Source organism: Alkaliflexus imshenetskii DSM 15055, assembly GCF_000517065.1.
In the GTDB taxonomy this organism is placed as follows: Bacteria; Bacteroidota; Bacteroidia; order Bacteroidales; family Marinilabiliaceae; genus Alkaliflexus; species Alkaliflexus imshenetskii.
This window is the reverse complement of record NZ_KI912105.1, coordinates 3,357,029-3,383,199: the sequence shown is the minus strand read 5'-3', so window position 1 is coordinate 3,383,199 and position 26,171 is coordinate 3,357,029. Positions and strand designations below refer to the sequence as shown.

The 26,171-nt window shown below is 42.3% G+C and carries 9 protein-coding genes; all 9 read right to left on the bottom strand.

All coding sequences use genetic code 11. The features are described 5' to 3' along the window. Positions 1 to 91 precede the first annotated feature (91 nt). Entirely contained in the window at positions 92 to 3,637 is a 3,546-nt protein-coding gene (locus tag ALKIM_RS18680) for a family 43 glycosylhydrolase (protein WP_052345663.1), read from the bottom strand. Positions 3,638 to 4,801: 1,164 nt separating this feature from the next. Next, entirely contained in the window at positions 4,802 to 6,991 is a 2,190-nt protein-coding gene (locus ALKIM_RS0114160) for an endo-1,4-beta-xylanase (RefSeq protein ID WP_026475217.1), read from the bottom strand. Between the two features lie 30 nt (positions 6,992 to 7,021). Then, complete coding sequence (locus ALKIM_RS0114155) at positions 7,022 to 8,044, bottom strand: DUF5627 domain-containing protein (RefSeq protein WP_026475216.1); 1,023 nt, start codon at positions 8,042 to 8,044, stop codon at positions 7,022 to 7,024. A gap of 30 nt (positions 8,045 to 8,074) precedes the next feature. Next, the gene (locus ALKIM_RS0114150) at positions 8,075 to 9,859 is read right to left on the bottom strand and encodes a RagB/SusD family nutrient uptake outer membrane protein (RefSeq protein WP_026475215.1); all 1,785 of its coding nucleotides are present in this window, start codon (positions 9,857 to 9,859) and stop codon (positions 8,075 to 8,077) included. A gap of 30 nt (positions 9,860 to 9,889) precedes the next feature. Further along, complete coding sequence (locus ALKIM_RS0114145) at positions 9,890 to 12,721, bottom strand: SusC/RagA family TonB-linked outer membrane protein (RefSeq protein WP_026475214.1); 2,832 nt, start codon at positions 12,719 to 12,721, stop codon at positions 9,890 to 9,892. A 27-nt stretch (positions 12,722 to 12,748) separates the two neighbouring features. Next, positions 12,749 to 14,623 carry a RagB/SusD family nutrient uptake outer membrane protein gene (locus ALKIM_RS0114140; protein ID WP_235714422.1) on the bottom strand — a complete coding sequence of 625 codons (1,875 nt, stop codon included), beginning with the start codon at positions 14,621 to 14,623 and terminating at the stop codon, positions 12,749 to 12,751. A gap of 8 nt (positions 14,624 to 14,631) precedes the next feature. Continuing rightward, complete coding sequence (locus ALKIM_RS0114135; protein WP_084555962.1) at positions 14,632 to 17,808, bottom strand: SusC/RagA family TonB-linked outer membrane protein; 3,177 nt, start codon at positions 17,806 to 17,808, stop codon at positions 14,632 to 14,634. A gap of 977 nt (positions 17,809 to 18,785) precedes the next feature. After that, a complete protein-coding gene (locus tag ALKIM_RS0114125) occupies positions 18,786 to 22,655 on the bottom strand; it encodes a hybrid sensor histidine kinase/response regulator transcription factor (protein WP_026475210.1) in 3,870 nt (1,289 codons plus the stop codon). Positions 22,656 to 23,439: 784 nt separating this feature from the next. Beyond that, a complete protein-coding gene (galB, locus tag ALKIM_RS0114120) occupies positions 23,440 to 26,163 on the bottom strand; it encodes a beta-galactosidase GalB (protein ID WP_044117978.1) in 2,724 nt (907 codons plus the stop codon). Positions 26,164 to 26,171: the final 8 nt, after the last annotated feature.

Below are 26,171 nucleotides of genomic sequence, written 5' to 3'. Positions count from 1 at the left end.
CATTTATATATTCGTACTAAAACTCAACTAAATCAACAGGTTACACGCCTAAACTTATTACCACCGCTACAACTCACGTGATTGCTTTGCGCTAAAAAGCAGACATTGAAACCAGAACTTTTTTATATCCTGCAACTGCATTGCCAATAACGTAAACTCCTCGCGGCAATCCTGTGGTGGCGTCCTTCATCTGCACAGCGGAGCGAATTTTAACGCCCATGAGGCTGTAAACATCCACAATAAGATTGCCCAAATCATTGGCCAACACTTCTTCGGAAATTGAGGTTGGCGTTAAATCATCTGAATTAGAAAGATAAATGGTGTCGATATAGATAGGTGCGTTGCCATGTGACCAAAACCCAACAATGTAAATTGAGGATGGGTTGGCCGCCACGGTTTGCCCATTCACGCTCTTGGTCATATTTTTAAGTTCAACAACCAGTTGAGTAGCAGACCCCATATCATAAGTAACCGGAGGCGCCCAATAATTGCTTTGGTCAAAAATTCGGAAAGCAGCACCACTGCTGGTTGGCACCTTAAGCCGAACCACCAGATATTTATATCCCGAAAGGTTAAGACCATTGTCATATCGCCAGCCGCCAAATCCCCACTGGCCAGTTCTCAGTTCGCCGGTTTCCGGATTAAACGAGCCTGTTTCCCATATCGATGGATTGAACAATTCGGCCGTGAGCGGAAACATCATGCTCTTAACGGTGAACTCAAGCGTTTTTAAACCGCCCAATTTGCCTTCGTAGGAAGCAGTGATGGTAGTCTCGCCCGGCTTTTTTGCAATGAGCTGGCCATTGCGTATTTCTATAACATCCGGATTCGAATTGGAATAGGCTGCCTGAAGCGTAACATTCTCCGAATGACCATCCTGAAACAAGGCATAAAGTGAGATGGTTTTATTGGTACCCAAAAGCATTTCCACCTCCTCAGGAAGCATGTACAAATAGTCCAAGGTCAACTCTTCCTCAGTGAAACCAGTAAACCGGTCATCATAAAACATATCTTCGTTGAAAACCTCCTCGGTAGTGAACCAATCAATATCCACATACCCACCTGCAGCCTCGGTTGCAATGTTGAAAATTGCAAACCTTTTAACCGATGCAGAAGCATTGAGTTCAACTACTGCATGCTCCGAAACAATATGGTAATTCAGGTTGTCCGGACTATAATAAAAATTGGTGATTCCGGTCTGGCCATTGGTTACTACTCGCAGATAAACCACATCATCATCAATAACAGAACCTATATGTTCCACATTGTTCACATGAACCACAACTTGTTTTACGCCACCTGATGAGCGAACACCCACAAAATCATCTGTTCCATGCATTATTGCCAATCCGGCTAAATCACCTGACAACATTTCACCTGTTTCCAAACGAATGGTTGCGTATGAACTCTTGTCACCGGAATGGAAACCAAACACACGTTGAGACAGAATATTATGGGCTTCAGACAATGAGCCACCCAAATCAACCGTGTGTAATCTTAAAAAGCCGGGACGTTCAAATATCGACCAACCAGATGGTTCTGCATGGTTGCTCCATGCCCACTGTAAACCGAGCTTATAATTACGAAAATTGTCAGTTGTTGGTAAAGTAGTTCCAATGTAGGTACGCCCCACATTTGGTTTTCTAAATGTAGTTCTGGTTTGCCCCAAAGCACCAATCACCGGCCAGCCACTTATCCAACTAATGGTTTGTAAGTTTGGAGTATGACCAAAGATACCGGTCTCGCCCGATAAAACAGCCCACCATTCACCCGTTTGGGTTTCGACCAGAGCTCCACTTTTAAAGGGTATATCGCTTGTGATAGCACGCTCTTCATAAGGCCCTGTGAGGTTTTCAGAACGAAAAACCACCAGCGATGGCTGAACGCCAGAATAAGTAGCAAAAAGATAATAGTATCCACTGTTTTTAAGCATCTGATTAATTCTCAAATCAGACTCCGGACGACTAACCAATTCTACCCCATTGCCAATAAGCTGAAAATCATCATCTAGCTCTTTTATCCCAAGTGAATGAACACCATGATACAGGTAAACCTTACCATCGGCATCGAAAAACAGACCTGCATGCTCTATGTCATCAGAAAGCATTATGGTAGTCCACTCCTTTTCAGGATTGGTTGCGCTAAGCAGCAACGTTTGCCCATTTGAAACACTCACCACAATATAGAAAACCCCCTGATGGTAATTTAGCTTAGACTCAACCGTTCCATTAAGTGCATTGTAACCGGCAATATTCTCTACCGGATTACTCACATACTCCCAGTTTACCAAATCAGGTGAACTGAGCAATGTAACTCCCGAAAAACGATTTCCGGAGGATGATACCATATAATACCTGTTGCCTGCCCGAATCACATCGGGACTGGAAAAATCACTATATATTAACGGATTGGTGAAAGTACCATCCCCATTGTCGCTGCGCGATTGGTAGATAAAATCGGGTTTTGGTTTGTCGTAGTTGGCATACTCCTGCCACCAGATATATGAAGGATAGGCACATGCCTCAGGATCGCCATCGTAAGCCAGTGGCCCATTGGGATCTGCGTCTTTCAAAAGGTTATCAGGCAACAACAGGTTCCAGCTCACATTACCCGACTCATCTGTAATTTTCTTGAAGTTGGCACCAAAGCCCTCCCCTCCGGCCACTCCGGTAACACCAACACCCCATGAGCCTACTCCGTCGGGCGACCAATCTATTTCAGTAATGGCTATTGGTGCAAAATCAGCCACAGGTTTCACGTTTTCGTCCCATGCGCGCTTAAAATCGTTATAGTTTCGCACGCCTCCCCAATATCCCGGATAGATGTGTACCGCATATCCAATGTTGTGACCTTCGATGGGGTTCACAGCAAAACCCTTATAATGCGACTGGTAGGCAGAACCCGGAATCCAAAGAATGTTATCAGCCCCATTGGCGCGAATCAGATCTACCAATGGTTGAAAATAGAGTTTCAAAGCATCGAAATGCGCCTGTGAATTGGAACCCATATTGCCATCGGTACCTTTAATGCGTACAGGTTCATTGGCCAATTCGAACATCACGTGATCTGCATTTTTCAAACCCGGATGTTTCGACAAATAATCCCATATTACCGTGAGGTATTGCTGATAGTCATCTCCAACCTCAATCTCTTCGGGGCATACTCCCGGTGGACGAAGAATCACATACAAACCACGCTCTTTTGCATAATCAATGAGCGGCATAATAACATTGTCCACTGCATACACCAAACGATCATACCTAAACCTTGAAATGTCATGCTCAGGAATGGGCGTACCGGGTAAATTTGTCCAATAGGGGTCTATGTGTAATCTGATGTAGCTCATGAACCAGCCTTCATCCGGATCCGTCAGCTTATCAATTACAGCCTTATTATAATTAAGACATCCTTCCACATCATAATTGTTCCAGCGCCATGTACCAAACTGGCCTCCATTGAACCAAGGACTTGGTGTAACTGCCGTTCCATGCAAATTCACAATATTGCCATGCGGATCCTTCAGATATCGCCCCTCAACGCGTAATCTTGGTGTTGGCATACCCACCCAGGCAAAGGCAGGCAAACCAACTGTAACGAAGAGCGAGAGTAAAATCGTATGTAATAAAAATCTTTTCATTGGTGCTTGTATGTTTTTGATAATCCAACTTCCTACTTTATAAATAAGTATTAATAATGTCAGGCTGCTGGAAAATGATTTTAGAAATCGTTCACACGAAAAAAGCTCAACAATAACTGATGCGATTTTTGTATCGTGCAACTGAACTTCCTTTATTAATTTTTCAAAATAATATACAATAATACATAAGGTCGGAAGATCTGACTTTAGATAATAGATAATCTGGTTGAGATTTTAGATATTTCGCAACCTAAAGGCGAGGAAATATGACTTTTTCAGGTATTTGTGCACCTAAAAAGATTGATTTTACATTCAATGAGGTCAGGAAATAAAAAAACCGCCCCGAACAGCAATGGGGCGGTCTCTTCTTAAACCAAATTACATCTATTTATGAGAAAAATGGATGTCACATTTTTGAAATCAATCAACCGTCATTGGCCTCGGTAAAACTCAGACAAAAGATGGTCTCATGCTCTCCTATCAGCTCTTTCTATTCATCTTTATCATTTTAGATAATCGCTTAATCTCATTGAGAAAAGGTTCATCATCAATTATCGATAATTTGAAAGAGCCAAATGTTTTTCTGAAAGAATCAAATCCATATTAGATTCATCCTAATCACAACGTAAAATTAAGTCAAGAGCCTTCCTTTTTGTTTCTAATTTTAGATATTAAACTTCTGAAATCAGATATATTTCACTCATTTTTGGCTCTGTTGAGCAAATCATCAGAATAAACCTGCTAAAAATTTAGAATCTGTTTCAGATTAATCTTTAAAACATGATATAGATGCAAAGAGGGTTAGATTTTAGATAGATAGAGTAGATGAGAAAAAAGGTCGTTAGATTGATCTTTATTTCTATTGAATTATATCTATCAGTCTAAATATCTAATCCCGCATTGTGGGACATCGCTTTGCTCTGCATCAAATAGTTTAAAAATCTTCAAAGCTGATTTTATATAAAATTTAAACAGTCACTTAGAATTGGATGCCATTTTCATTGCACGGAAATTTATGGATGAATTGATTATTAATTTACCGCACAATAAAAAAAGGGGTCACCTCGCAAAATAAGGTAACCCCTGATTATTAAACCCTTACTTGTCTTTGCTAAGCCAGATAAATAATATCTTACTTACTGCAACAAGCGTTTATTCACCTAATTATTTCAAGCCATCGGCAAATCCACCAAAGGTGTGCTTACGTCTAAATGATTCAAACCATAAGCCGATTGGTTCTCCACCTCTCCACGATGAGCTAGCAGGGCTGTCAACAGGAGACCAATGTGTGATACCATAGCGCTGATTGGCAGGTATAATCTCGAAATACTTTTGAACGATAAACTTGTAATGGTCGCTCATGGCCTTGTGTTGTTCGCTTGTAACATCAGGTGTCATTACAGGCTGACCATCTTCCCCTACAAGTCCCATATCCAGTTCAGTTACCTTAATCAACTTACCGGTAGCAGCCATCAACTCAAACATTTTAACAATGTGAGCCTCTTTTCTGGCCTGAACCACAGGATCCATGTGGTAAGAAACGTGCATTTGAGTACCGATACCATCGATAACAGTTTTGCCGTCACTCTCCCATCTCTGTATCCAATTGATAAGACTCTTGAGTTTTTTGTTGTCGTCCCAATCCGATTCCAGGTTGTAATCGTTGATGAACAACTTCAAATTGTCACCACCATGCTTACGGGCTAGTTCTACAGCCACTCGCACATAGTCATCACCAAGGTAATCCTGCCAGTAGAAGCTGTTTTCCATATCGGCAGCTGATACTGTTTCGCGCACGGCTGATTTGAGATCGTAATTGCCATCACCATCTTTATCCATACCAGAAAGCGCTTCGTTGACCACATCCCACTCAACTACATAACCCTGAGTGGCAGTCATCATACCAGCAATCCAGTTGTCCAGAGCCCAGGTAAGGGTATCTCTTTTCTCCTGAGGAGTAAGAGGAATCTTGTTTCCTGACTCTTCAACTGCCCAATAGATGTCATCAAAATAGTAGGTGTTTGCTTCACCCAACAATGCCAAATTGAAGGCAATGGTGTTCATACCGGCCTGGCTGGCATTGATTGCTCCGGTGAAGGTATGTTCCTTCCAGGCAGTGGTGAAGGCAGGACTTCCCACCATTGACCAGTGCAAATATCCACCTGGCTCATTATGAGCCTGAGACTCTGAACTTGCAGCTTTTTCAGCTCTATATTTCATGCTGAATCGGATTCTGTCACCCTCCTCAAATTTTCTTGGAGCTTTTACAAAAAACTGTGTATCCCAAGGATTTACAGGAGCTGCACCTGATTTCACAACAATTGCACGTCCAACACCATCTGAACCGGTGCCCGGGGCGCCAATGGTTGCGGGAACTGGACCAACCCGTTCTTCAGTAGCAAAGAAGTTTGACACATCATCACCTTCAAGATCACTGTTGTTAAGTAATTCTGTCCACCAGGTAACAGCCATAGCTTCTGAGTGGGTTACTTTCACCCAAGCTACCTCATAGGTTCCCACATAGTGTCCAGATTGCAGCATTACAAAGCTGTTAGTAGTGAGACCATTCAGTTCAGCAGTTACTTCAGCCCACTCCGTGGTAATTGGAATAGTGGTATTTGCAGTTGAACCCCAGGTTCCGAGAGCCAAAGTGATTTGTCCGGCCGTAGTACCTTTGATACGAATTGTCACCTTATGCTTGGTGTCAACAATGGTAGGAATACCGCTGGCAACGTGATACTGTACATCCCAGAAGTTAGGTTGAGCAGTAGGGTTGGCTACAACCAATACGCCATCCTGAACATAAGGTGTCACAGGGCCACCAACCCAACCGGTAAATCCTTCAACAGAATAATCTTTAATTCCATCAACGACCTCTACAGTTGCGTCGGGATCAATCTCTACTTCCTTATCGGCAATAAGGCTGTTCAGATAAACTTTGTTCTGCTGTGAGTGCCACACAAGTGTATGACCATAAATAGCCATGTTTGCAGCTTTGGCAGCATCAACAAATTGAATAACTGAAGCAAAGTTCATTGCACCATTATCACCAACTACAGAGCTGTATTTCATTGCGTTACCCGCAGTCATCCCATCAAAATTGGAATTGATAAACCGATAGTAATGACCCATTCTCAGGTAATCACTAACAGTTACACCAGCGCCAAGTATAAAATGGGGATTTGCTGCCCTGTCAACGTAAGATTTAAGCGGCTCATATTCGTCGAGATACTCCAGCTCAGCAATAGACTGAGGCTTCTCCACATTAAAATGGTCAAGCGTATCATCCACACATGAAACGGCAAAAATCAATAGCAGGGCGAAAGCAGCTAAGATATTAAAAGTATGTTTCATAATTTTTGTTTTACAAAAGGTACTAGCTTATTATTTTAATATGGAAGTAAACCATTCAGGCTTAAGTCCCCTGTCGCGAGTTACCAGAGTATCGGTAATGGCAAACTGTATGTCGCCATAGTTTATAGTATAATCCAGATAAATCGCATCCCGGTCTTTGTTGCCCCAGCTGTTTTTCTCGCCTTTAGACACAAATTTTCCAGTACCACTAACAGTTACACCAGCAGTTTCGGTGGTAACAACACAATTTCCCTGATTGTCGAATGTAAGCAATAACACGCAGCTACGGCTAAAATCATTCATGTCTCTGGTTTGATGTGCCCAGGCAATGGTGTTGAGTGAGCGGGTAGTAATGGCACTTACCACTTCATCTCTCTCCACAAACGAAGCACGACGAGTTTTTGTACCAGTTTGGCTGCCAGAAATTACATCAACACCTCTGCGCAGATAAACGGCGTCGTACTTGTTGATATACTTAAGCGCATAAAACACATAATCTTTAGGCTGAACTTCCCAATCAGAAGCTACGCCACGACGTGGATTAGCAACCAACGGTTTGCCCGAAAGAATGGTGTCGGCACCTGATACACCTGTCATCACAACCGGAATAACATAATTTGTTGTGAGTGCAGCGGGGTCGTTAAAAAACGCTTCAGTAAGTTGAACTACAACTCCTCCAATAATTTCACCTTTCTTGATTGTGATTCTATCAGAAGAGAGTGTGTAATAATTAGCTGGCAACGCTACAATGTCAGAACTGTCGGCAAACGCCAAACCAGTAGTTAAGGAGTTATCAACGCGGAAGCTGATAACAACATCAGACTTATTGGCATAAACACCGCCCATGGTGGCCATGATCTGGGCCTTCCATTCGTTGTCCAATGTGGTGTCGAACACATCTTCACCAAGGCAAATGGTGCGGATTGGGCTCTGGTAGGCAAAATATACCGACGAATATTCATAATCGGGAAATTCCCAATCACCATTCTCGCAGGAGGTAAATAACCCTGTTACCAGCGCCGTTATAAGTGTTATAAATAGTATCCTTTTCATTTTCAATCTTGTTAAATGTTCAAATATGTTCTACCATCCATCATTCTGAATCAGATTACTGAACTTGTTCACTTCTCCGTATGGGATAGGTCCATAATACATATAGTTCTGGTAAGCACGACCTTCTACCTGTGGCAGAACCGTGAAGTTACCTGCACTGATGCTCATACCTTTTGCAGGCTCAGTTAACTCCTTTTTCCAACGACGCAAATCCCAGAAACGGAAACCTTCGAAGCAAAGCTCCAGACGGCGCTCATTGTGAATCAATTCGCGCATCTTATCTTTATCGTTTTTCACAGACTCAAGATAAGGATCGTCTCCGTTTACACCAATTCCTGCTCTCTGACGGATGGCCTTAATCACATCGTACGCAGAGTATCCATGTGTACCGGTTCCTGTTGGTCCCCAAGCCTCATTGGCGGCTTCGGCATAACCAAGGAAAATCTCGGTATAACGGATAAATGGTTTGTAACGGTGTCCGGGTGTTTGTGAATTTGGATTGGCATTAACCGTTTGATTTAACAACTTCTTCATATAGTAACCGGTACGTGTAGATGTCTCAGTTCTGTTAAGCGCGTTGTTATCTGCACCATCAGCAGCTGTTGTAATCGCCGCATTTGCAGGTCCGGCCTGACTTCCGTTATAAATGATGTAAAGCGCCAAACGGGGATCTCTGTTGGCATACGGATTGTTTGGGTTATAGTTACTGGCAGGATCGGTGATTGGATAACCATTAACCATTGGAAAGGCATCAACCAAATTTTGTGTTGGGTTGATACGTCCATTACCAAACAGTGTTGGAGGATAGTTATCCACCTCCAAGTTCACATTGCTCTCTTTGTTTCCACGCCAAAGAATCTCCTTTGGGTTTACACCCGCTGGCAAATCCCTGATGGCTGCATTGTTGGCATACCAACGGTTACCCTGCGGATCCAATTCAGCAACAGGATTGCTTCCCAATCCGTTCAACACAATCGCCATGCTATTGGCAGCATCAGCCCAGGTCACATTTGACCCACTGGCATAAGCAGGACTTGCAGCTAGCAGAGAAGCCTGCGCACGTACGGCTCTGGCAATGCGGGCACTCATACGGTTTTTGGCATTGTCGCCAAATACGCGTGTATATTGACCTGCACTAACACCTTTTGAACGATACTTTTCAGGAACAAGATTCTCATCTTCAATTGCACCATAATCGTCGGGCAGCAATCTTAGAGCAGAGTCCACATCGGCAAACAGACGATCGATACACTCCTGGAAAGTGTTACGCGGCAAATTAAAATCAGAGTTCAGATTTTCAGGCTCCAATACAATGGGTATACCGTACATCTGGCCATTGATAGGACCTGCGTGGTGAAGCAACAAATGATACATGAACAGTGCTCTCATACCAAAAGCATCACCCTTAAGACGATCTCTAAACATCTCAGCCACCAAAGGGTCAGCAGCCCAGTTTACATCGTCAGCAATGCTGATAAATGTATTTAGATACTGCCATGAAGCCCTCATGTATTGCCATCTGTCCATCGGGTTGTTGGTAGCCCGCCACGAACCGGTAGCCATCAATCTGTAACCATTGTTTGGGTTGTTAGATACGGCGTCGTCGGTAGCCACATCGGTGAAAGACCAGGAACCCAGCGGGTTGCTGATATACACGTGTCCCAACAGACCGGCAGCCCATGCCGGCATGTTGTACAAGTCACTGGTTTCTTTGTGATTCTCAATTGCGGGCTCAAACATGTCTTCACAACCTGTTTGAACAAATGAGAACAAAGCAATCAGCGCAATTATGGATAATTTATTTCTTTTCTTCATGATTGAATACATTTTGTTCTGATTACATCATTAAAAAATGCCTTTAACACCGATGTTGAAAAAACGTGTCTGCGGTGCTTGTCCAACATTCATCTCCAAATGCTTACGCTCGTCCGAAATAGTCAACAGATTATATCCACTTACATAAACACTGAGTCCGCTTATGAAAGATCCCTGCAACGCTGTTTCAGGAATATCATACGTTAATTGAACCTGCGACAAATTCACACGGTCGGTTTTGTATAACCAGAAGTCTGAACTACGGAAATTGTTATTGCCATTGGTAGTAGTGAGTCTTGGATATGTAGCTATATCTTTAGTCTCCTCTGTCCATCTGTTGCGAACAATGTCCGAATATTTGCTATCACCGCGCACCCAATAATATGAGTTGCTCTTCAGACCGTATCCGCCAAAGAAACCATCGGCCATGGCAAACAAGGTGAAACTACGCCATTTTGCAGTAAAGTTAACACCTAAACGGAATGGTGTATCCCAACGTCCAAGAAATACCGCGTCGTTGTTATCGATGATACCATCACCATTCTGGTCTTTGTATTTGATGTCACCAGGTCTTACCTGCTCACCAAATGCTTGTTCCGGAGAGTTGTCAACGTCGTTTTGATCTCTGAAGAATCCAAGACTTTGCAAGCCCCAAATACCACTCACATGGCGACCAATACTGGTTTGATAATCATAGCTGATGTTTTCGTCACGTCTTTCGGCTTCGGTATTAGAGTACATACCACTCACGCCCAAAATCATATCCACAGCACTCACTTTTTGGTTAAAATACATGCTGAAGTCAAAGCCGGAACGGTTGTCGATATTGTAATTCACATAAGGAATGATGGAAGATGTTGGGTATCCAACCTGCGTAAAATAGATAGGATAAAGTGAATGTACCAAAGCAAGGTTACCATCCATTTTACCAACGAAATAGTTGGCATCAAATGTTAGGAATCTATCCCAAAGCGAACCCCTTACACCCAAATTCAACTCTTTTCTCTTCACAAATGTCATAGCAGGGTTTTCACCACGCTGGAATGAAGTAGCTGCTTCACCACCCAAATCGGCCCATGAGTACCATCCGCTTCTCTGCACAATAGGCTTATAGAGATAATAACCCATCTCGTTACCATCCACTGATATGTCTATATCATGATTAATGACACCTCCTGAAACGGTCAGCATCAAATCATCAAAAGCAGTGTTGCTAAAGAAATCTTCCTTAACAGGACGCCATCCCAATGTCACAGTAGGAGAAAATCCTAAACGGTTACCTTCGGGAAGCTTAGCAGAATAAGGAAGAGCAGAGCTGAAATCAACATAATACTTATGCTTGAAATTGTAGGAAGCCTGAATACCCAGGTTCACGTTGGTAAGCATGTGATACTCGCCGCTAAATCTTCTTTGCCAGGCATTGGCTACTACCATACCAAACCAGTTGTGGTTTTCGTTCACAGTAGTTGAATAATCAAACTGAGCACTAGTATTATAAGTATACCTGTAAGCAGAGTTATAGATAAATTCAACACCTGCTTTTCTGTCATTTCCGTACTGCGTAACATTGGCAATCATATCAGGCCCGGCGTAGTTTGTCCAGGTAGGCGAGAAAGTCGCATACTCATTTGGATAGGTCTGATTGTAAGTAGAGGCATAGTCAATACCATACTTAGCGCGAAAATGCAAACCATCAAGCAGCGATCTGAGGTTCAGATCAAAACGTGTGTTAAACTGAAACTGGCGGCTAACAAACTTATCGATACCACCGGCATAGGCTGAAGCAATCGGGTTGGTAGGATTTAACTGTGTACCACCCAGAAAATACTTGCCATCAACAATGTGGTTACTGTTAAGCACAGTAGCACGTGAAGGATGATCCATTTCCTCCAGATAGCTCAGTGGAATTAATGGAGAAACACGGTTAGGACGCAATGTAGCAGCATTTCCCCACCAGCTAGTCATGGCTTGCATATAATCATAAAAAGTAACGTTTGCATCGGATTGCACTTTGAAATTCTCATGCAAATCCAAATCGATGTTACCACGGGCAAACATACGGGTAATGTTATCATCGGCTGTGTTGCCTACTTTTAAAAGTGTACCCTCACGTGAATAACCAGTTGTGGTATAATAACGTACACGCTCGTTACCTCCTATGATCTCCACAATACCTTCCGACTGATTGTACATTTTGCGCAAATAATCAGAAGAGTACATATTTAAACTCGGATAACGATAAGGATTTTCGCCAGATGCATGACGATAGATCTGTTCATCGCTAAAACTTGGTGCCAATCCATCATTTGCACGCGCTTCGTTGTAGTAGGTCATGTACTCAGCAGATCCAAGATATTTGGGAAAAGCTTTAGGCACACGCACACCAGTATTAACCCGAACATTGATGGTAGGATCCCCGGCTTGTCCGCGTTTGGTAGTAATCATAATTACACCCTTTGCAGCCCTGCTACCATAAAGTACCACTGCTGCCATACCCTTCAGTATGGTAATCTGCTGAATCTCGGTTGGCAATACGTTGTTCGCATCACGAACATTACCATCTACCACAACCAAAAGATCGTTCATACCCCAAATGCCATTGTTGTAGCCCCCAACCAGGTTCTCAACAAATGCAAAACTGAATGCGGTATATGCCTTTTTTGTCATGTCGTCCACCTCAATGACTGAGATACCGCCCAAAAGGTCCTTTTCGTCCATAGAACGGAACGCGACCTCCACTTTCCTTTGTATTGTATCGTTTGCCACTGTCTCAGTTTCTGAAAACTCAACTTGCGCAGAAGCTTGTAGGACACTGAAAACAAAGACGATACAAATTGCGAGACCAATATATATTTGTTTCATTTTAGTCTTTTTTTTATTCTCAATTTGTTACCAGCCCGGATTTTGGTAAAACTCGGGATACATGCTGACATCATCAGTCTTGAATGGGAACCAATAGTGCCTGCTTGTGAGATTCCGTTCAATTATAACTTCTTCTCTCCAATTCAATACAGAATTCTCCTTAGGATCAACCTTCGTATCAAGCGGTTGTGCACGATCAAAATATTGTCTGGTTTTGATATTGTAAGGTTGTTCTGTTAACAGGAGCCAGCGGCGAAGGTCGTTGAATCGATGTCCTTCAAAAGCCAACTCAACGGCACGTTCTCTGATGAGTTCATCCATAAACGCCGATAATGAACTGGTATATTTTGATGCCATTGGCGCAACACCTGCACGCTCACGCACTGTATTCACGGCTTCGGCAGCTGTTTTTGAGAAAGAGACAGCTTTAGCAGTTGGTGAACCAAATCCTTGAGCAACTGCTTCGGCATACATCAGGTACACATCAGACAAACGCATCCAAGATAGATGTAAGTGAGTGGCATAACTGTATCCATAAGTGGCATCCCAAATGTTAGCTCCAAGTGGAATAAACTTGTAATTCAGGTATCCTGTACGGCTCACACGACGTGGATCCGACACATAGTTACCTCCGGTGAAAAGATTGGCATAGCGCCATACTTCGTCATCGGCGTTTGTGATTGTACCTGATACCATTTTCATACCATCAAAAACAATGTCGTGGTAGAATCGGGGATCGCGATCTTTCCATGGTTGATTCTCGTTGAAACCAGATTCGGGATCATCAAGCGGCATACCATTGGCCATACCATAGTAGTTCACATAGTTGGCAGCAGGTGCCAGCACAATACCATCACCCTGTGCCATTGGCGAAGGCTGGTATGAGTTCATCTGTCTCCAGTATGAATCGGGGCCATACGTTGGGCTTCTGATAATTGCTTCAGTACCACCAGGCATCAACCAGCCTTGCTGAATGGTATAGAATAAGGATGAATAGTTTTCAAATGGAACCAACGCATACTGGGTTTGGCCATTTTCAACCATGCTTAACACTTCACCAAATGCTTCAGCAGCCAACTTACACATCTCTGCATCATACGTGCGGGGACCATTTGGACCATTGGTCATCAGCGGACTGCCGGCATAAAGATAGGTTTTACCAAGCATGGCCTTTGCCCATATCTTATTGATGCGCAACTCATTATTGTTTAGCGTTCTACTACCTGCAGTTGTGTTATCCCAGTTTATGGGAAGCAGATCAGCTGCTTTTTTGAAATCAGCCGCCATCTTCAATGCATTCTCCCTGTATGATTCGCGCGGAAGCGTCAATGGTTGATCACTTGGCAACACATAGTCGATGTAAGGAAGACCACCCCAATACTGGGTTAGTTGAAAATAGAACCAGGCACGAAAGAAATAGAGCTGTCCGGCAATCATATCTCTCTCCTCCTGAGTAGCGTCAACCAACTTACCTTCGGCCAATGCTTCAAGGCCCATGTTTGCTACGCGAATGCCATACCATGAACCACCCCAAATAGATTTCTGAAACCGGTCACCACTAGGACTCCAGTTGCGATCAAGGAAACTGTCTCCCTTGCCAATATAACTGCGGTAGTTACCACGGTCAATTGCAAAACCCATCAAGTATTCACCATTACCAATGGTTACCACTTCGTCTTCGCCCCAGTTAAATGAGCTTACCCAGAAGTGCTTGGCAATATCAGGCGTTAAATGGTACATTCTTTCTACAAACCCCTGAAAGTTGGTGAAGTTTTTAAACGCATCATCCTTCGAGATTATAGATTCCGGAGCTTTGTCCAGATATTCGGTACATGCACTTACACTCAACATAAGTGATATGGCAATTCCGTATAGATAATATATCAATTTCGTTTTCATCATACAGTAGGTTATAATGATATTCTCAATCCTAAGTTAAAACGTCTTTGGGTCGGATAAGCTGTGTTACCACCTGTATTCGACTCGCGGTCATCAGGCATTTTTGTCCATAAAAAGAGGTTATTACCATTTACGAACAATTTCAGGTTATTCAATCCTATTCTTCTAATCCAATCTTCTTTGCTGAATGTGTAAGACACTTCGGCATACTTCAAACGGATGTAAGAACCATCATGCAAGAAACGGGTTCCGCTTGTGTAAGCGCTTGCCTGTGTACCCCATCTTGGGAGTGGCACATCGGCACCATTATCGTCTTTCGACCAGTAGGAACCTTCATCAAATGCTGTATTTCTAATTCCACCAAGGCTTGATAGGTTCACAAAGCGAGACACATTATTTGCGCCATAAAACTGAACAAAACCGCTCCATCCTTTATAATCGGCACCAAACTGGAAGTTTACAGTATTCAAAGGCACATTGGTAAAACCATAAGGTATTTGGTCGAATGATGTAATAACGCCATCACCATCGTAATCGAGAATAATGTAATTACCTGGCATACGGTCTGCATCTAACTGGTCGTGTGGTGTACTTCCGTACAACTCATCCCAACTATTGAAATACCCATAATCAACATAAGCACGGGTTTGATTCACAGGCTTGTTGGCAAGCTGCTGATATTCGGGCTTCAACAGTGGGTCGTCAGCCTTAATCACCTTGTTTTCAGCATGTGTATAGAACACATTACCCCACAAACGCCAGTTTTGAAGAAGTGGCTTGTTCCAACGAAGTTCCAATTCATATCCTTTGGTTTCTACCTCGCCAAGGTTGGCTGTAGGTGCTGTAGCTCCATAGTAGCTTGGTACCGCACGTCTGTTTCCTTGAAGCAGAATATCTGTACGTCTCTCGCTGAAATAGTCAATAGAACCGGCTAGTACGCCACCTAAGAATGCATAATCCAAAGCGATATCCAACTTAGTGGCAACTTCCCATTGCAAATTGGGGTTTCCAATTTTTGACTCATAATACCAACCGTATGGACTCTGGTTGGGATCAATACCTGTGATTCCCTGGTTAAATGCACCACCATAAGCCCATTCATCCATGTGTAGCCAGCGTACAGCGCGATCAAATTCATTCCAACCTATCTTATCATCACCAATCTGACCATAAGAGACTCTGAACTTCAGCATATCTACCCAGCTCAAGTTAAGTTGCTTGAAGAATGCCTCTTCAGAGAACATCCAGCCCACAGCGCCCGACTGAAAAAAGCCAAACCTGTAGTCTACACCAAATTTTTCAGAACCGTTATAAGCACCGTTATATTCAAGCATATAGCGTTTTGAAAAGTCATAAGTAGCTCTAAACACCCAGTTTTCACGGTAAATTGGTAAGTTGTTTCCTCTTGAATACTGCTCACGGCTAAAGTTACCCATACTACCAAAGGTATGTTTACCAAAAGTGTTGGTGTAGTTTATCTGAGCCGAATAGTTCATCCTGCGGAAAGTCTCGTTGTTGTCAACCGTTCCGGCACCTGTCATCCATGCGATGTTGTTCTGGTAGTCAAACTTGTTGTTACCATCCACTGTTACATCGGTATAAACAGCACCTGTTTCAGGGTCAATCCATTTGTGTGGATTTGCTTCCCAGTCATTGGTATCATCAATACCCCTGTTGATTTCACGGAAACTGTTGTCAAATGCTAGTTTGGCATGAGCAGATAAGCCTTTTACAATAAAGCCCAAATCCTGTTCAAGAGTGAAGTCTGTATTTAGACGATCGTTTGTGGTATATCCTACACCATTCACACTCAAATCTTCCATTGAGTTAGTAGAAGCCTGTGTGGGGTTTGGATGATAGTAACCAAATGAGCCATCGCTGTATTTGGGTCTGAAAGCATCAGGTGCAATACCATAAAATGCTGCCCATACAAGGTTCTCATAGTTATTGTAGTTGGTTCCTTTGGTAACAGCATGAGAACCGGACAAGTTCATTTTAAACAGTGTGGTTTTTGTCAGTGAAAAGTCGGTGTTGCTTCGCACGTTAATCCTGTCAAATCCAAAACCGGTTTCGTAACCACGATTGTTATCAAACGATTTGTACAAGTCACCTTCATGTGCATAATCCAAACTCACAAAGTACTTGGCAAATTTAGAACCTCCAGATACGTTAATGTTTGCATTATATGAGGTAGCGAAAGGCTTGAGGAGTTCATCTACCCAATCCACATTGGGATACCTTTCAAACTCTTCAAGATTAGCCGGCCACCGATATTTGTTAATAATCTCTTGTGGCATATAATAACTCCAAGTTTCAGGCTTATAACCCAACTCATGTTCGATAACTCTGTTACGCAACATTAAAGCGTCGTAAGAGTCCATCAACTTAGGCAACTTGGAGTGTGTTTTCAAGGTTGTGGTGAAATTGATGTCAATATTGGCTTTTCCTTCTTCACCACGTTTGGTGGTAATAAGAATAACACCATTGGCACCACGAACACCAAATACAGCAGTAGCAGAAGCATCCTTCAACACAGAAATTGTAGCCACTGAGTTAATATCCACGCTACTCATGGGGCGCTCGATACCATCGACTAACACCAACGGTTCGTTGCCATTCCATGTGCTCACACCACGAATCACAATTTCAGGATCCTCTTCACCAGGCTTACCTGTTGTTGTTAAGGTAACAACGCCGGGAAGGTTACCTGTAAGTGCTTGACCCAAACTTGTAACACCACCTGTACGTTCAAGGGTTTTACTCGTAGTTTGTGCAATTGCACCTACAACACTTTCCTTTCGCTGCTGACCAAAACCAACTACCACTACCTCGTCAAAGATTCTGGAGTCAGATTCCATCACAATGGCTAAAGTACTTCTGCCAGACACACTGATGGTCTGGGTTGACATACCCAAAAAAGAGACAACCAGATGGGTGTCCTCTGGTGCAAGGGTAATGCTGAACTTACCATCAAAATCGGTGATAACACCAACTCCTGGTTTGTTCCTAACCATAATGGTTACCCCGTAAAGCGGTTCCCGGTTGGAGTCAACTACCGTACCCGTCACTATGCGGCCGCTTTGCGCATAAAGGCAGGAACCTCCTGACGAAAGCAGAAGGAGCACCAGTAGTTTAAAACTCATCCACTGTTGAAACAGTGAACATAAACGACTTTTAGTTTTCTTCATTTTTTTTAGATTTGATTTTTTACGTGCCTTAGGCAACTGCTTCAAAAACTATTTCCTCAATCTGATTAAGTTTATAAGCATTGGAAATCATTGGTTTGGTTAAACCGCTTAATACACGACGAATACCCGATTTCCATTTTTTAAGCAGACATCTGGATTCTCGTCTCTGATTCTTCTCATAGATTCTGTTTGTTAAAAGTTTCACAATGTAAATCACCCTTCTTTTTCACGGAATCAAATTTATATCACAACCTCCATAAGCATTTGTGATTTCAGATATTCCATTTTCAATTCCAGATAAAATGCTAATGTTTGTGAAAAACACTCAACAAACGCCAATGAAACAATCCAAATCTGACACATCACTGATTACGTTTAAACATTTATTATCAGGCAAATAACACACAACAACAACTCACTTATACCAAAAACAGAATGTGATGGCAATATCAATTTCAATCAAAAAATTGTTAAGAAAACCGGGAAGATGCTTGTTAGAATTCAAGATGGATCAGCCTAAATTGTAAGTTATACGTGTTGTGATTTTAGATTTTCACAATATCTAAAACTACAACCACTCACCCCAAAAGCCTGTAAACACTAGGGAAACCATAAGAACAAGAGAGAAAAAAAAGGTGTCAACACGATAAAAGCGTTCAATAGCCTCTCAACACCATTAAAAGTATATTTGACACTTTTGTATAGTCAATAAATACAACCAGACTGATTAATGTGAAGATTTCTGCTTAAACCGAAAAAGGAATTAACACTATTGCGTAAAAAACTGATAAACCATCCAAATATTTTATAATAATAACCCCAATCAGATAATAGCAAACAAATGGAGCTGCCTTAAAAATTATTGTACACAACTGAGAATTGAATATCAGAAAAACATCACGGATAGAAATACAAATAAAAAGAGGGCATCTCGATATTATGAGACCCCTCCTTGCTTTGTATGTGTACAATATAACTTAACCTTCAAGCAAATCTGACGGCGGAAAGCCATAGTGCTTTTTAAATACAGTACTAAAGTATCCAATACTTGAGAAACCGCTCATTTCACCTACTTCAGTTACTGTATAATCTTTGGTTTGAAGCAATTCTACTGCGTAGTTAAGTCTAATGCTTTTAATAAAATCAGTGGGTGACTGGTTGGTAATGCTTTTCAGCTTTTTATATAAAAGAGATGCGCTCACATTCATTTCCGAGGCGAAACTATCTTTGTTAAACTCATGATTCGACAAGTTTTCATGCACCACTTCCAATGCCTTTTTCAAAAAGTCATCGTTTAAAACATTGGCGAGAATGGGTTCGCTTTCCGAGCCTCTTTTTATATTCAAAGCCTTTTCGCGCACCACGTCTCTGTTTGAAATGATAGACTTTATGCGCTGCTTTAATAAAGTTGTATTAAATGGCTTTGTAAGATAATCATCTGCACCAAGTCCCAATCCAATTATCTGGTCTGTTTGTTCAGACAAGGCGGTGAGCAGAATCACCGGAATATGGGATGTTTCGTATGTTGATTTGATTAACTTACAAAGCTCAAACCCAGTCATATTAGGCATCATCACATCTGACACCACCAAGTCCGGCAACTTGTCATTAATTAGTCCCCATGCTTCTGAACCATCTTTTGCTGTTAGCACCTGAAAATCATAAAACAGAGATTGGTTCAGGAACCGTCTGAGCTCTTCATTATCTTCTACAACAAGCACGGTAGGCAGTACTTTTGAGCTAACAATGCCTGCTGAGGCATCTATTGCTTCGCTGCGAGGCTGATTAACACGTTCTTCAGACAGACCGGCCAAAAACTCCGTGTTTATAGGTACTTCAACAGTAAAGGTTGTACCCACATTCAACTGACTTGTGTATTCAATCGTTCCGCCGTGCAGCGCAATATATTTCTTAGCCAGCAGCAACCCAATGCCTGACCCAACTACTTTGGAGTTAATGGCATTGTCGCCTCGGTAAAACTCTTTAAACAACTGTTTTTGTGCACTTTTGCTGATGCCTATTCCAGAATCCTTTACTTCTAACTTCCAGTTTTCTGAATCGGCAGATAGAACCACATCAACGACACTGCCATTTTTGGAGTACTTTATGGCATTGGATAGCAGATTGTCCACAACTTTTTCAATCATTGCTTCATCTACGCCCGAGTAGAGCTCACCACACAGATCTTTAAATCGCAGATCTATCTGATGATTGGCAGCTATTGAATCATATATCAATAGTCGGTTGGAGACCAACTCCACCAGATTTACCTTGTTCAAAACCAGTTGTTCTTTTCCGATATCAGCTTTCTGAAAATCCATCAATCTGGTGACTACGGCATTTAACCTCTCTACCTGATTTTGTGCCAAACCCAAATAATATCTGCCCGACTCGGTAAGTCCCGATTCGTCACTTAGCTCATCAATAGGAGCTTTAATAAGCGTTAGAGAGGTTCTCATATCATGGGCAGTACCTGCAAAAAAGCGAATCTTCTCCTGTGAATGCAACTCCCGTATCAGACTTATATAATACTTTAATGAGAGATAGAAACCGCTCAACAAAAAGATGGTAACAATCAACAAAAACCACCATGTTTCCCAAAAAGGAGGCAGTTTATGAATGGTAATCAACCGCTCATCGATAATATTCAACATTGAGTTGTCATACATCCTGATGCGCAGCACATAATTGCCTGTTGGCAGGTTGGTATAATTCAGGATGCGTGTATTGGTGGGCTGGCTCCACTCGGTGTCAAGCCCTTCGAGCAACCATGAAAACTTGGCACCATAAGGCATTCCCAATGGAAGCACCTCCAATGAGATGGTGTTCTGAACATGGGTAAGTTTCAATCTCTCGATTTGGTCGATTGGTGTAATTAACTCGCCATGTACTTCAGAACGCAGAGACTGCCCTAGCACATTGATATCCTGAAAGAACATTTTTCCATCCACATGCTTTTGAACCAGAGCCGACGGATCAAAAATAACGGCACCGCGATTTGTTCCCCATGCCAATTCTCCATTCTCCTTCCTGAAATGAGCATTGCGGTTATAAGATACGCGTGAAAGGCTTTTAAATGATGGATAGGTTTCTACTGAGAAGTTTAATGGATCAAATCTGCACAATCCATTTTCTGTTCCTACCCAGAAATATCTGCCATCATCCATAATGCTGTTGACAAAATCGGAAGGCAAGCCAGAGGAATCCATCGTAAACTTATCAATGTTACGGGTAACGAGGTTAAACCTCACCAGGCCTTCGCCCACGGTGCACATCCAAACATCATCACCATCCACCAACATGTCATGAATCAGATAGCCGGTAATAAGTATATTAACAGCCCCAGACTCTTTGTTTAGCAAGCTTAAGCCGTATGAACATCCCAAAAGCATTTCTTGTGGCGACAACTCATCAATAACAATAACGGGGTGATTACCGTAACTCCTAAACTGTCTGGTTGTTTGGTCAAACATAAAAACTTCTCCCCTAACACCAACAATCCAGATATTTCCTGAACTATCCTGTCTGAGGTCAAAAACAAACGGATTGTTAAATGGATAGCCGGGGTTGGGGAAATGGTAGAGCTCTCTTCCAGTCCTTCCGTCAATCACATACACACCTGATGAATAGGTACCTGCCCAAATATTGCCTTTTGAATCCTCGCTCAATGAAAGAAATACCTGAGCCTGTTCAAATTCGTTGTGATAAAAGGTTGTCCATCTATCACTTTTCGTATCAAGACGGCTCAATCCATTGTTTGTGGCAAACCAGAGATTACCTCTGGAGTCCTCCCAAACATCATTTACATCATTGTTTACCAACGAGTTTGAATTATTGGGAATATGCATATAATGCGTGATGAGCGTAGGGGTTTTATCAAAATAGGAAACGCCACCGCTGTAGGTGCAAATCCAAACGCGATCCCCATGGGTAGAATAGATGTCATATACACCATTTCCCCTTAATGAGTTTGGATTATCGGCATCCTCCTTAAAGCTATTAATCACTGACATTTGTTGAAGGGATACCTCCCAGAGGCCTTGTCCGTCAACTCCCAGATATATTGTCGAGTCTGTAGCCTGACTGATTGCCAAAATTGGCTGATGGGGAATGCCCTTAAAATAGATCCTCTCTTTTGTTTGTATATCGTAAAGAAACAACCCTTCGGACTCAGTTCCTATCAATAAGGTTTGCAACACCTCATCAAAATACATCTTGGATATTCTAAAAGAACGTGACGGAAAATCAAACAAAACGGCTTCCTGTTGCTCTGTTTTGATATTGTAAACCGTCAATTTATCCATGCCGGCCAACAATATCCGGCTTTCATCCAAAAATGTTATCGTACTAAGTTCGCCTGTCTCAATTAAACCATAAGAACTGGCCTCATCATAATAAAGCAGCCCAATGTTTGTGGAGAACCATAACTTTCCGTTTGGCTCAACAATAACGTTACCAATATAGAGATAGGTAAAATTTAACGATACGCCCAGGTGAATCATAAAATCAAACCTGTCGAATATTTCATTGTACCTGAATACCTGTCCATTATTACTTATGGCATAAAGCGTTGATTCGCTAAAAACCAACCTTACATTAATTACGTCAGAAGTTTGATATGGCAGTTTGTAAACCCGGTAATCGTCATCGGTAAGCCGAAGTACCCCGGTTTTTGAAGAAACCCAGACAAAACCATTGTTATCAGTTCTTACTGAGCTCGTTTCGCGTATAGATATGCCAAATAAATCATTAATATTATAAAAATTAACGCCAGCATTTTGGGTAAATGCCGATGCGCAATGAAGAATTAACGCAACCAGAATAACGGAAAAACGACTACATTTCATATACCAGAATGTCAGTATAAAACCAATTAACATGCGATGTCGGAAGACATCAAAAACTTAAAAACGCCCTTTAATAACCGCTTAATTTGAAATGCGATGTTGATACACTGTTTTAAATATAAGAATAGATGAGTTGACAAAACAAATAACTTATGAGAATATCTAATCTTATATTTCAAAATAACTGCATTCCCCTAAGATGTATTACATTTTCTCCAATTCAATGTACATTAAGAAATCTCTGAACTTGAACCAAGACCCTGATTTATTCTGCAATTACATCAATATATAAAAAATGTTTTGAGCACGGGGGGAGGTTGACAATGCATTTCAATTTTAGCTTGTCGCAATCGCAAAAATATAAATAAAAAATATAAAAATATCATAAACAAAATAACAATGCAACATCCGAATGTAGCAGCAGAGGATGCTGTGCACAAAAGAACATTATCCTCAAAAACGACTATTTAACATTTCATAAAAACTATAAAAATCAACCATTTCGCTTATGCTCCAAATTTAAAGTATTTATTACCTTTATCCGAAATTTGAAATCGATAATTATTGCCATTATATACTTATCAATATGTTTTAAATGATAAATATTTTTAGATAAAATTATTCTGATTTTAATAAAGAATAAATTGCATCTGGCTTACAGTCCAATTCTGAGAAATGATAATATGACTTACTCCAAAACAGTAGGAACTGCTTTAACTGTTGCATGTTTGCCTTTCGATACAAATATGCAACAGTTAACCAAAATGCAGATAATTTCTGTAGCTTACTTAATACCGCTCACCACAACCACCGTGGCACTTTCAAGATAATCTGATTCTACTTTTAATGTGATATTACCGGATTTTCCGGGTATGGCTCTTACGATCGCCAGGCAAAAGCCATTAAATGCACTGCGTACTGGAGCGTGAAATGAGGTCATATCTGTAGGGTCGCCATTGTCTGTTGCAACCAATTCTCCGGGACCATCCACAGTGAAGCGAATGATATTCTTAGCATTTGGCACAACCAGACCATCCTTGTCACGAACAGAAATGGTAATGAATGACAGGTCCTTTCCATCAGAAGCGATGCTGTTGCGATCAGCACTTACTTTAAGCTTGGAGGGCGCCCCGGTTGTTTTCACGACTGTCTCAGCCCAAAACTCACCGTTTCGATAAGCCACAGCCTTTATCTCCCCTGGCTCATATAACACATCATCCCACCTAAGGCGGTATTCAAATTCACCTTTTTTCTTGCGGCCGAGTGACTGGCCATTGAGAAACAACTCCACTTCGTCGCCCGAAGTAAACACATGAACAGGAGTAACCGCTCCAATGCGCTCCGGCCAGTTCCAATGTGGCAATATATGAACCATGGGAAGTTCAGGGCGCCAATGCGATTGATAAAGATAGAAGCGATCTTTTTTAAATCCGGCCAAATCAATCACCCCGAAATAGGAGCTTCGCGCCTGATAATAAGGCGTTGGTTCGCCAAGGTAATCCCACCCACTCCAAACAAATCCCCCAGCTACATATGGGTGTTGAGCCTTCGAGGCAAAAACCTTATCGGCCGACGAACCAAAATTTGCTGTGTATAACTCATACGCACTCACGTATTGCCTCAGAGGATCACCACCAAATCCGCTGCTCACCGGTGCACTAATCTCCGGAGTTACCGGAAACAGATATTCGCCACGTGTACTTAATGCAGCAGCATTCTCACTACTGACAATAACCTTATCGGGAAATTTATCATGAAATGCGGGATAAAGCGGACTAGTACGTATACCTGACAAATGGGCGTAAGCAGGTGCGTCACGTATCCCCTCTCCCTGATAATTAAGATTGATGAGATCCATTGTGGCAGGGAACGGCATGTCAGGTTTGGCAAAGTTCATGGATGCAGTGGTGGGACGTGTCACATCCTCCTCTTTAATAATGCTATGCAACTTGCGTGATACAGCGGCTCCATCCTCTCCGGTATATTGCTCTCCAACTTCATTGCCATAACTCCACATTATGACTGAGGGATGGTTTCTGTCGCGTCGCAAAAATGCTCTCAAATCCTGTTCGTACCAATCGGGAAAAATCATATGAAAATCCAATGGTGCTTTGCGACGCTCCCACACATCATATATCTCATTTACAACAAGAATACCCATCCTGTCCGTCAATTCGAGTAATTCGCTGGCAGGCGGATTATGTGCAATACGGATGGCATTACAGCCCATTTCCTGCAAAATTTCGAGTTGTCGCTCTGCTGCACGCAAGTTAAACGCTGCGCCAAGGGCACCCAAATCATGGTGTTGATTCACACCTTTGAGGTAAATATGTTCACCATTCACAAAGAGTCCATTTACCGGATCAAATATCAACTCACGAATACCAAAGGGCGTCTCGTACTTATCAACTTTTCTCCCGTCAAGAAAAACAGTAGTTACTGCCGCATACCGATTGGGTGCCTGAGTGGGTACTGGCCCCCACAATCGGGGATTTCGTAAAGTAAGTTCCTTTTTTATACTAGTAGATGCACCGGCCTCAACATATGCTTCAACGGCATTAAAAGTGGCAACTGCCCGGCCATTTCGTTTTCCTTGCTCATCCAGATTAAAGATGTCAGTTACAATTTTAACTTTTGCATCTTTATCCGATTTGTTGTCGACCACCACATCCATATCAATCACAGCTGACTCCTTGGACACATCACGCGTGGTAATGAAAGTTCCCCACTGAGCCACATGCACCGGCTCGGTTTTAATAAGCCACACATTGCGGTATATGCCGCCACCGGGATACCATCTGGATGATGCCGGCGGATTATCCAATCGGATAGCCAGTTGGTTGTCACCACCAAAGTTGATATAGGGTGTTAAATCGACACGCCAGGAGTTATATCCATAGGGCCAGCCACCAGCAAGAGTGCCATTAATCCAGACCATCGCATAGGACATGGCACCATCCACATCCAGATAAACTTGCTTGCCTGCATCAGAATCAGCAATTTCAAGTTTACGCCGGTACCAACCTACTCCGGGGCTTGGCAGACGTCCCATACTACCACCAATTTCAGCATCACGGTCTCTGATAAAGGGGCCTTTAATGGCCCAATCGTGAGGCAAGGTTACAGACTCCCATTGGGAATCATCAAAAACATTCTGCACAAATGGAAAATCACTGCCAGGATTGCCCTCAGGACGTTCGAACCTTTTGGAAGGCTCTTTAATGAATGGATTACCGGTAGGCATTATCCAAGGTTTTAGCACCAATTTAGCCGTTGCCAATGTTTCAGCTTCAACCGGCTCTGCATCGGCTTCACGCTCATCCAAAATCTCATCGATAGTAGGACGCACATCGTATATCAGTTTGTCGGCAGCCTCCATCGAATCGTACTTAAAAAAACGCCATCCATCGTTGATGGAGATACGTTGCCGCACCTGCTCATCCTTCTGATTTGAAGATACACAGCCAGCCATCAACAACAAAAAGAATAATAAAGGTAAGATTTTCATGACATAAA

Coding starts and splice junctions, on each gene's coding strand:
- ALKIM_RS0114160 (WP_026475217.1), bottom strand. CDS start 6,991: ATGAAACATACTTTTAATATCTTAGCTGCTTTCGCCCTGCTATTGATT.
- ALKIM_RS0114125 (WP_026475210.1), bottom strand. CDS start 22,655: ATGAAATGTAGTCGTTTTTCCGTTATTCTGGTTGCGTTAATTCTTCAT.
- ALKIM_RS0114150 (WP_026475215.1), bottom strand. CDS start 9,859: ATGAAGAAAAGAAATAAATTATCCATAATTGCGCTGATTGCTTTGTTC.
- ALKIM_RS18680 (WP_052345663.1), bottom strand. CDS start 3,637: ATGAAAAGATTTTTATTACATACGATTTTACTCTCGCTCTTCGTTACA.
- ALKIM_RS0114140 (WP_235714422.1), bottom strand. CDS start 14,623: ATGATGAAAACGAAATTGATATATTATCTATACGGAATTGCCATATCA.
- ALKIM_RS0114155 (WP_026475216.1), bottom strand. CDS start 8,044: ATGAAAAGGATACTATTTATAACACTTATAACGGCGCTGGTAACAGGG.
- ALKIM_RS0114145 (WP_026475214.1), bottom strand. CDS start 12,721: ATGAAACAAATATATATTGGTCTCGCAATTTGTATCGTCTTTGTTTTC.
- galB (WP_044117978.1), bottom strand. CDS start 26,163: ATGAAAATCTTACCTTTATTATTCTTTTTGTTGTTGATGGCTGGCTGT.
- ALKIM_RS0114135 (WP_084555962.1), bottom strand. CDS start 17,808: ATGAAGAAAACTAAAAGTCGTTTATGTTCACTGTTTCAACAGTGGATG.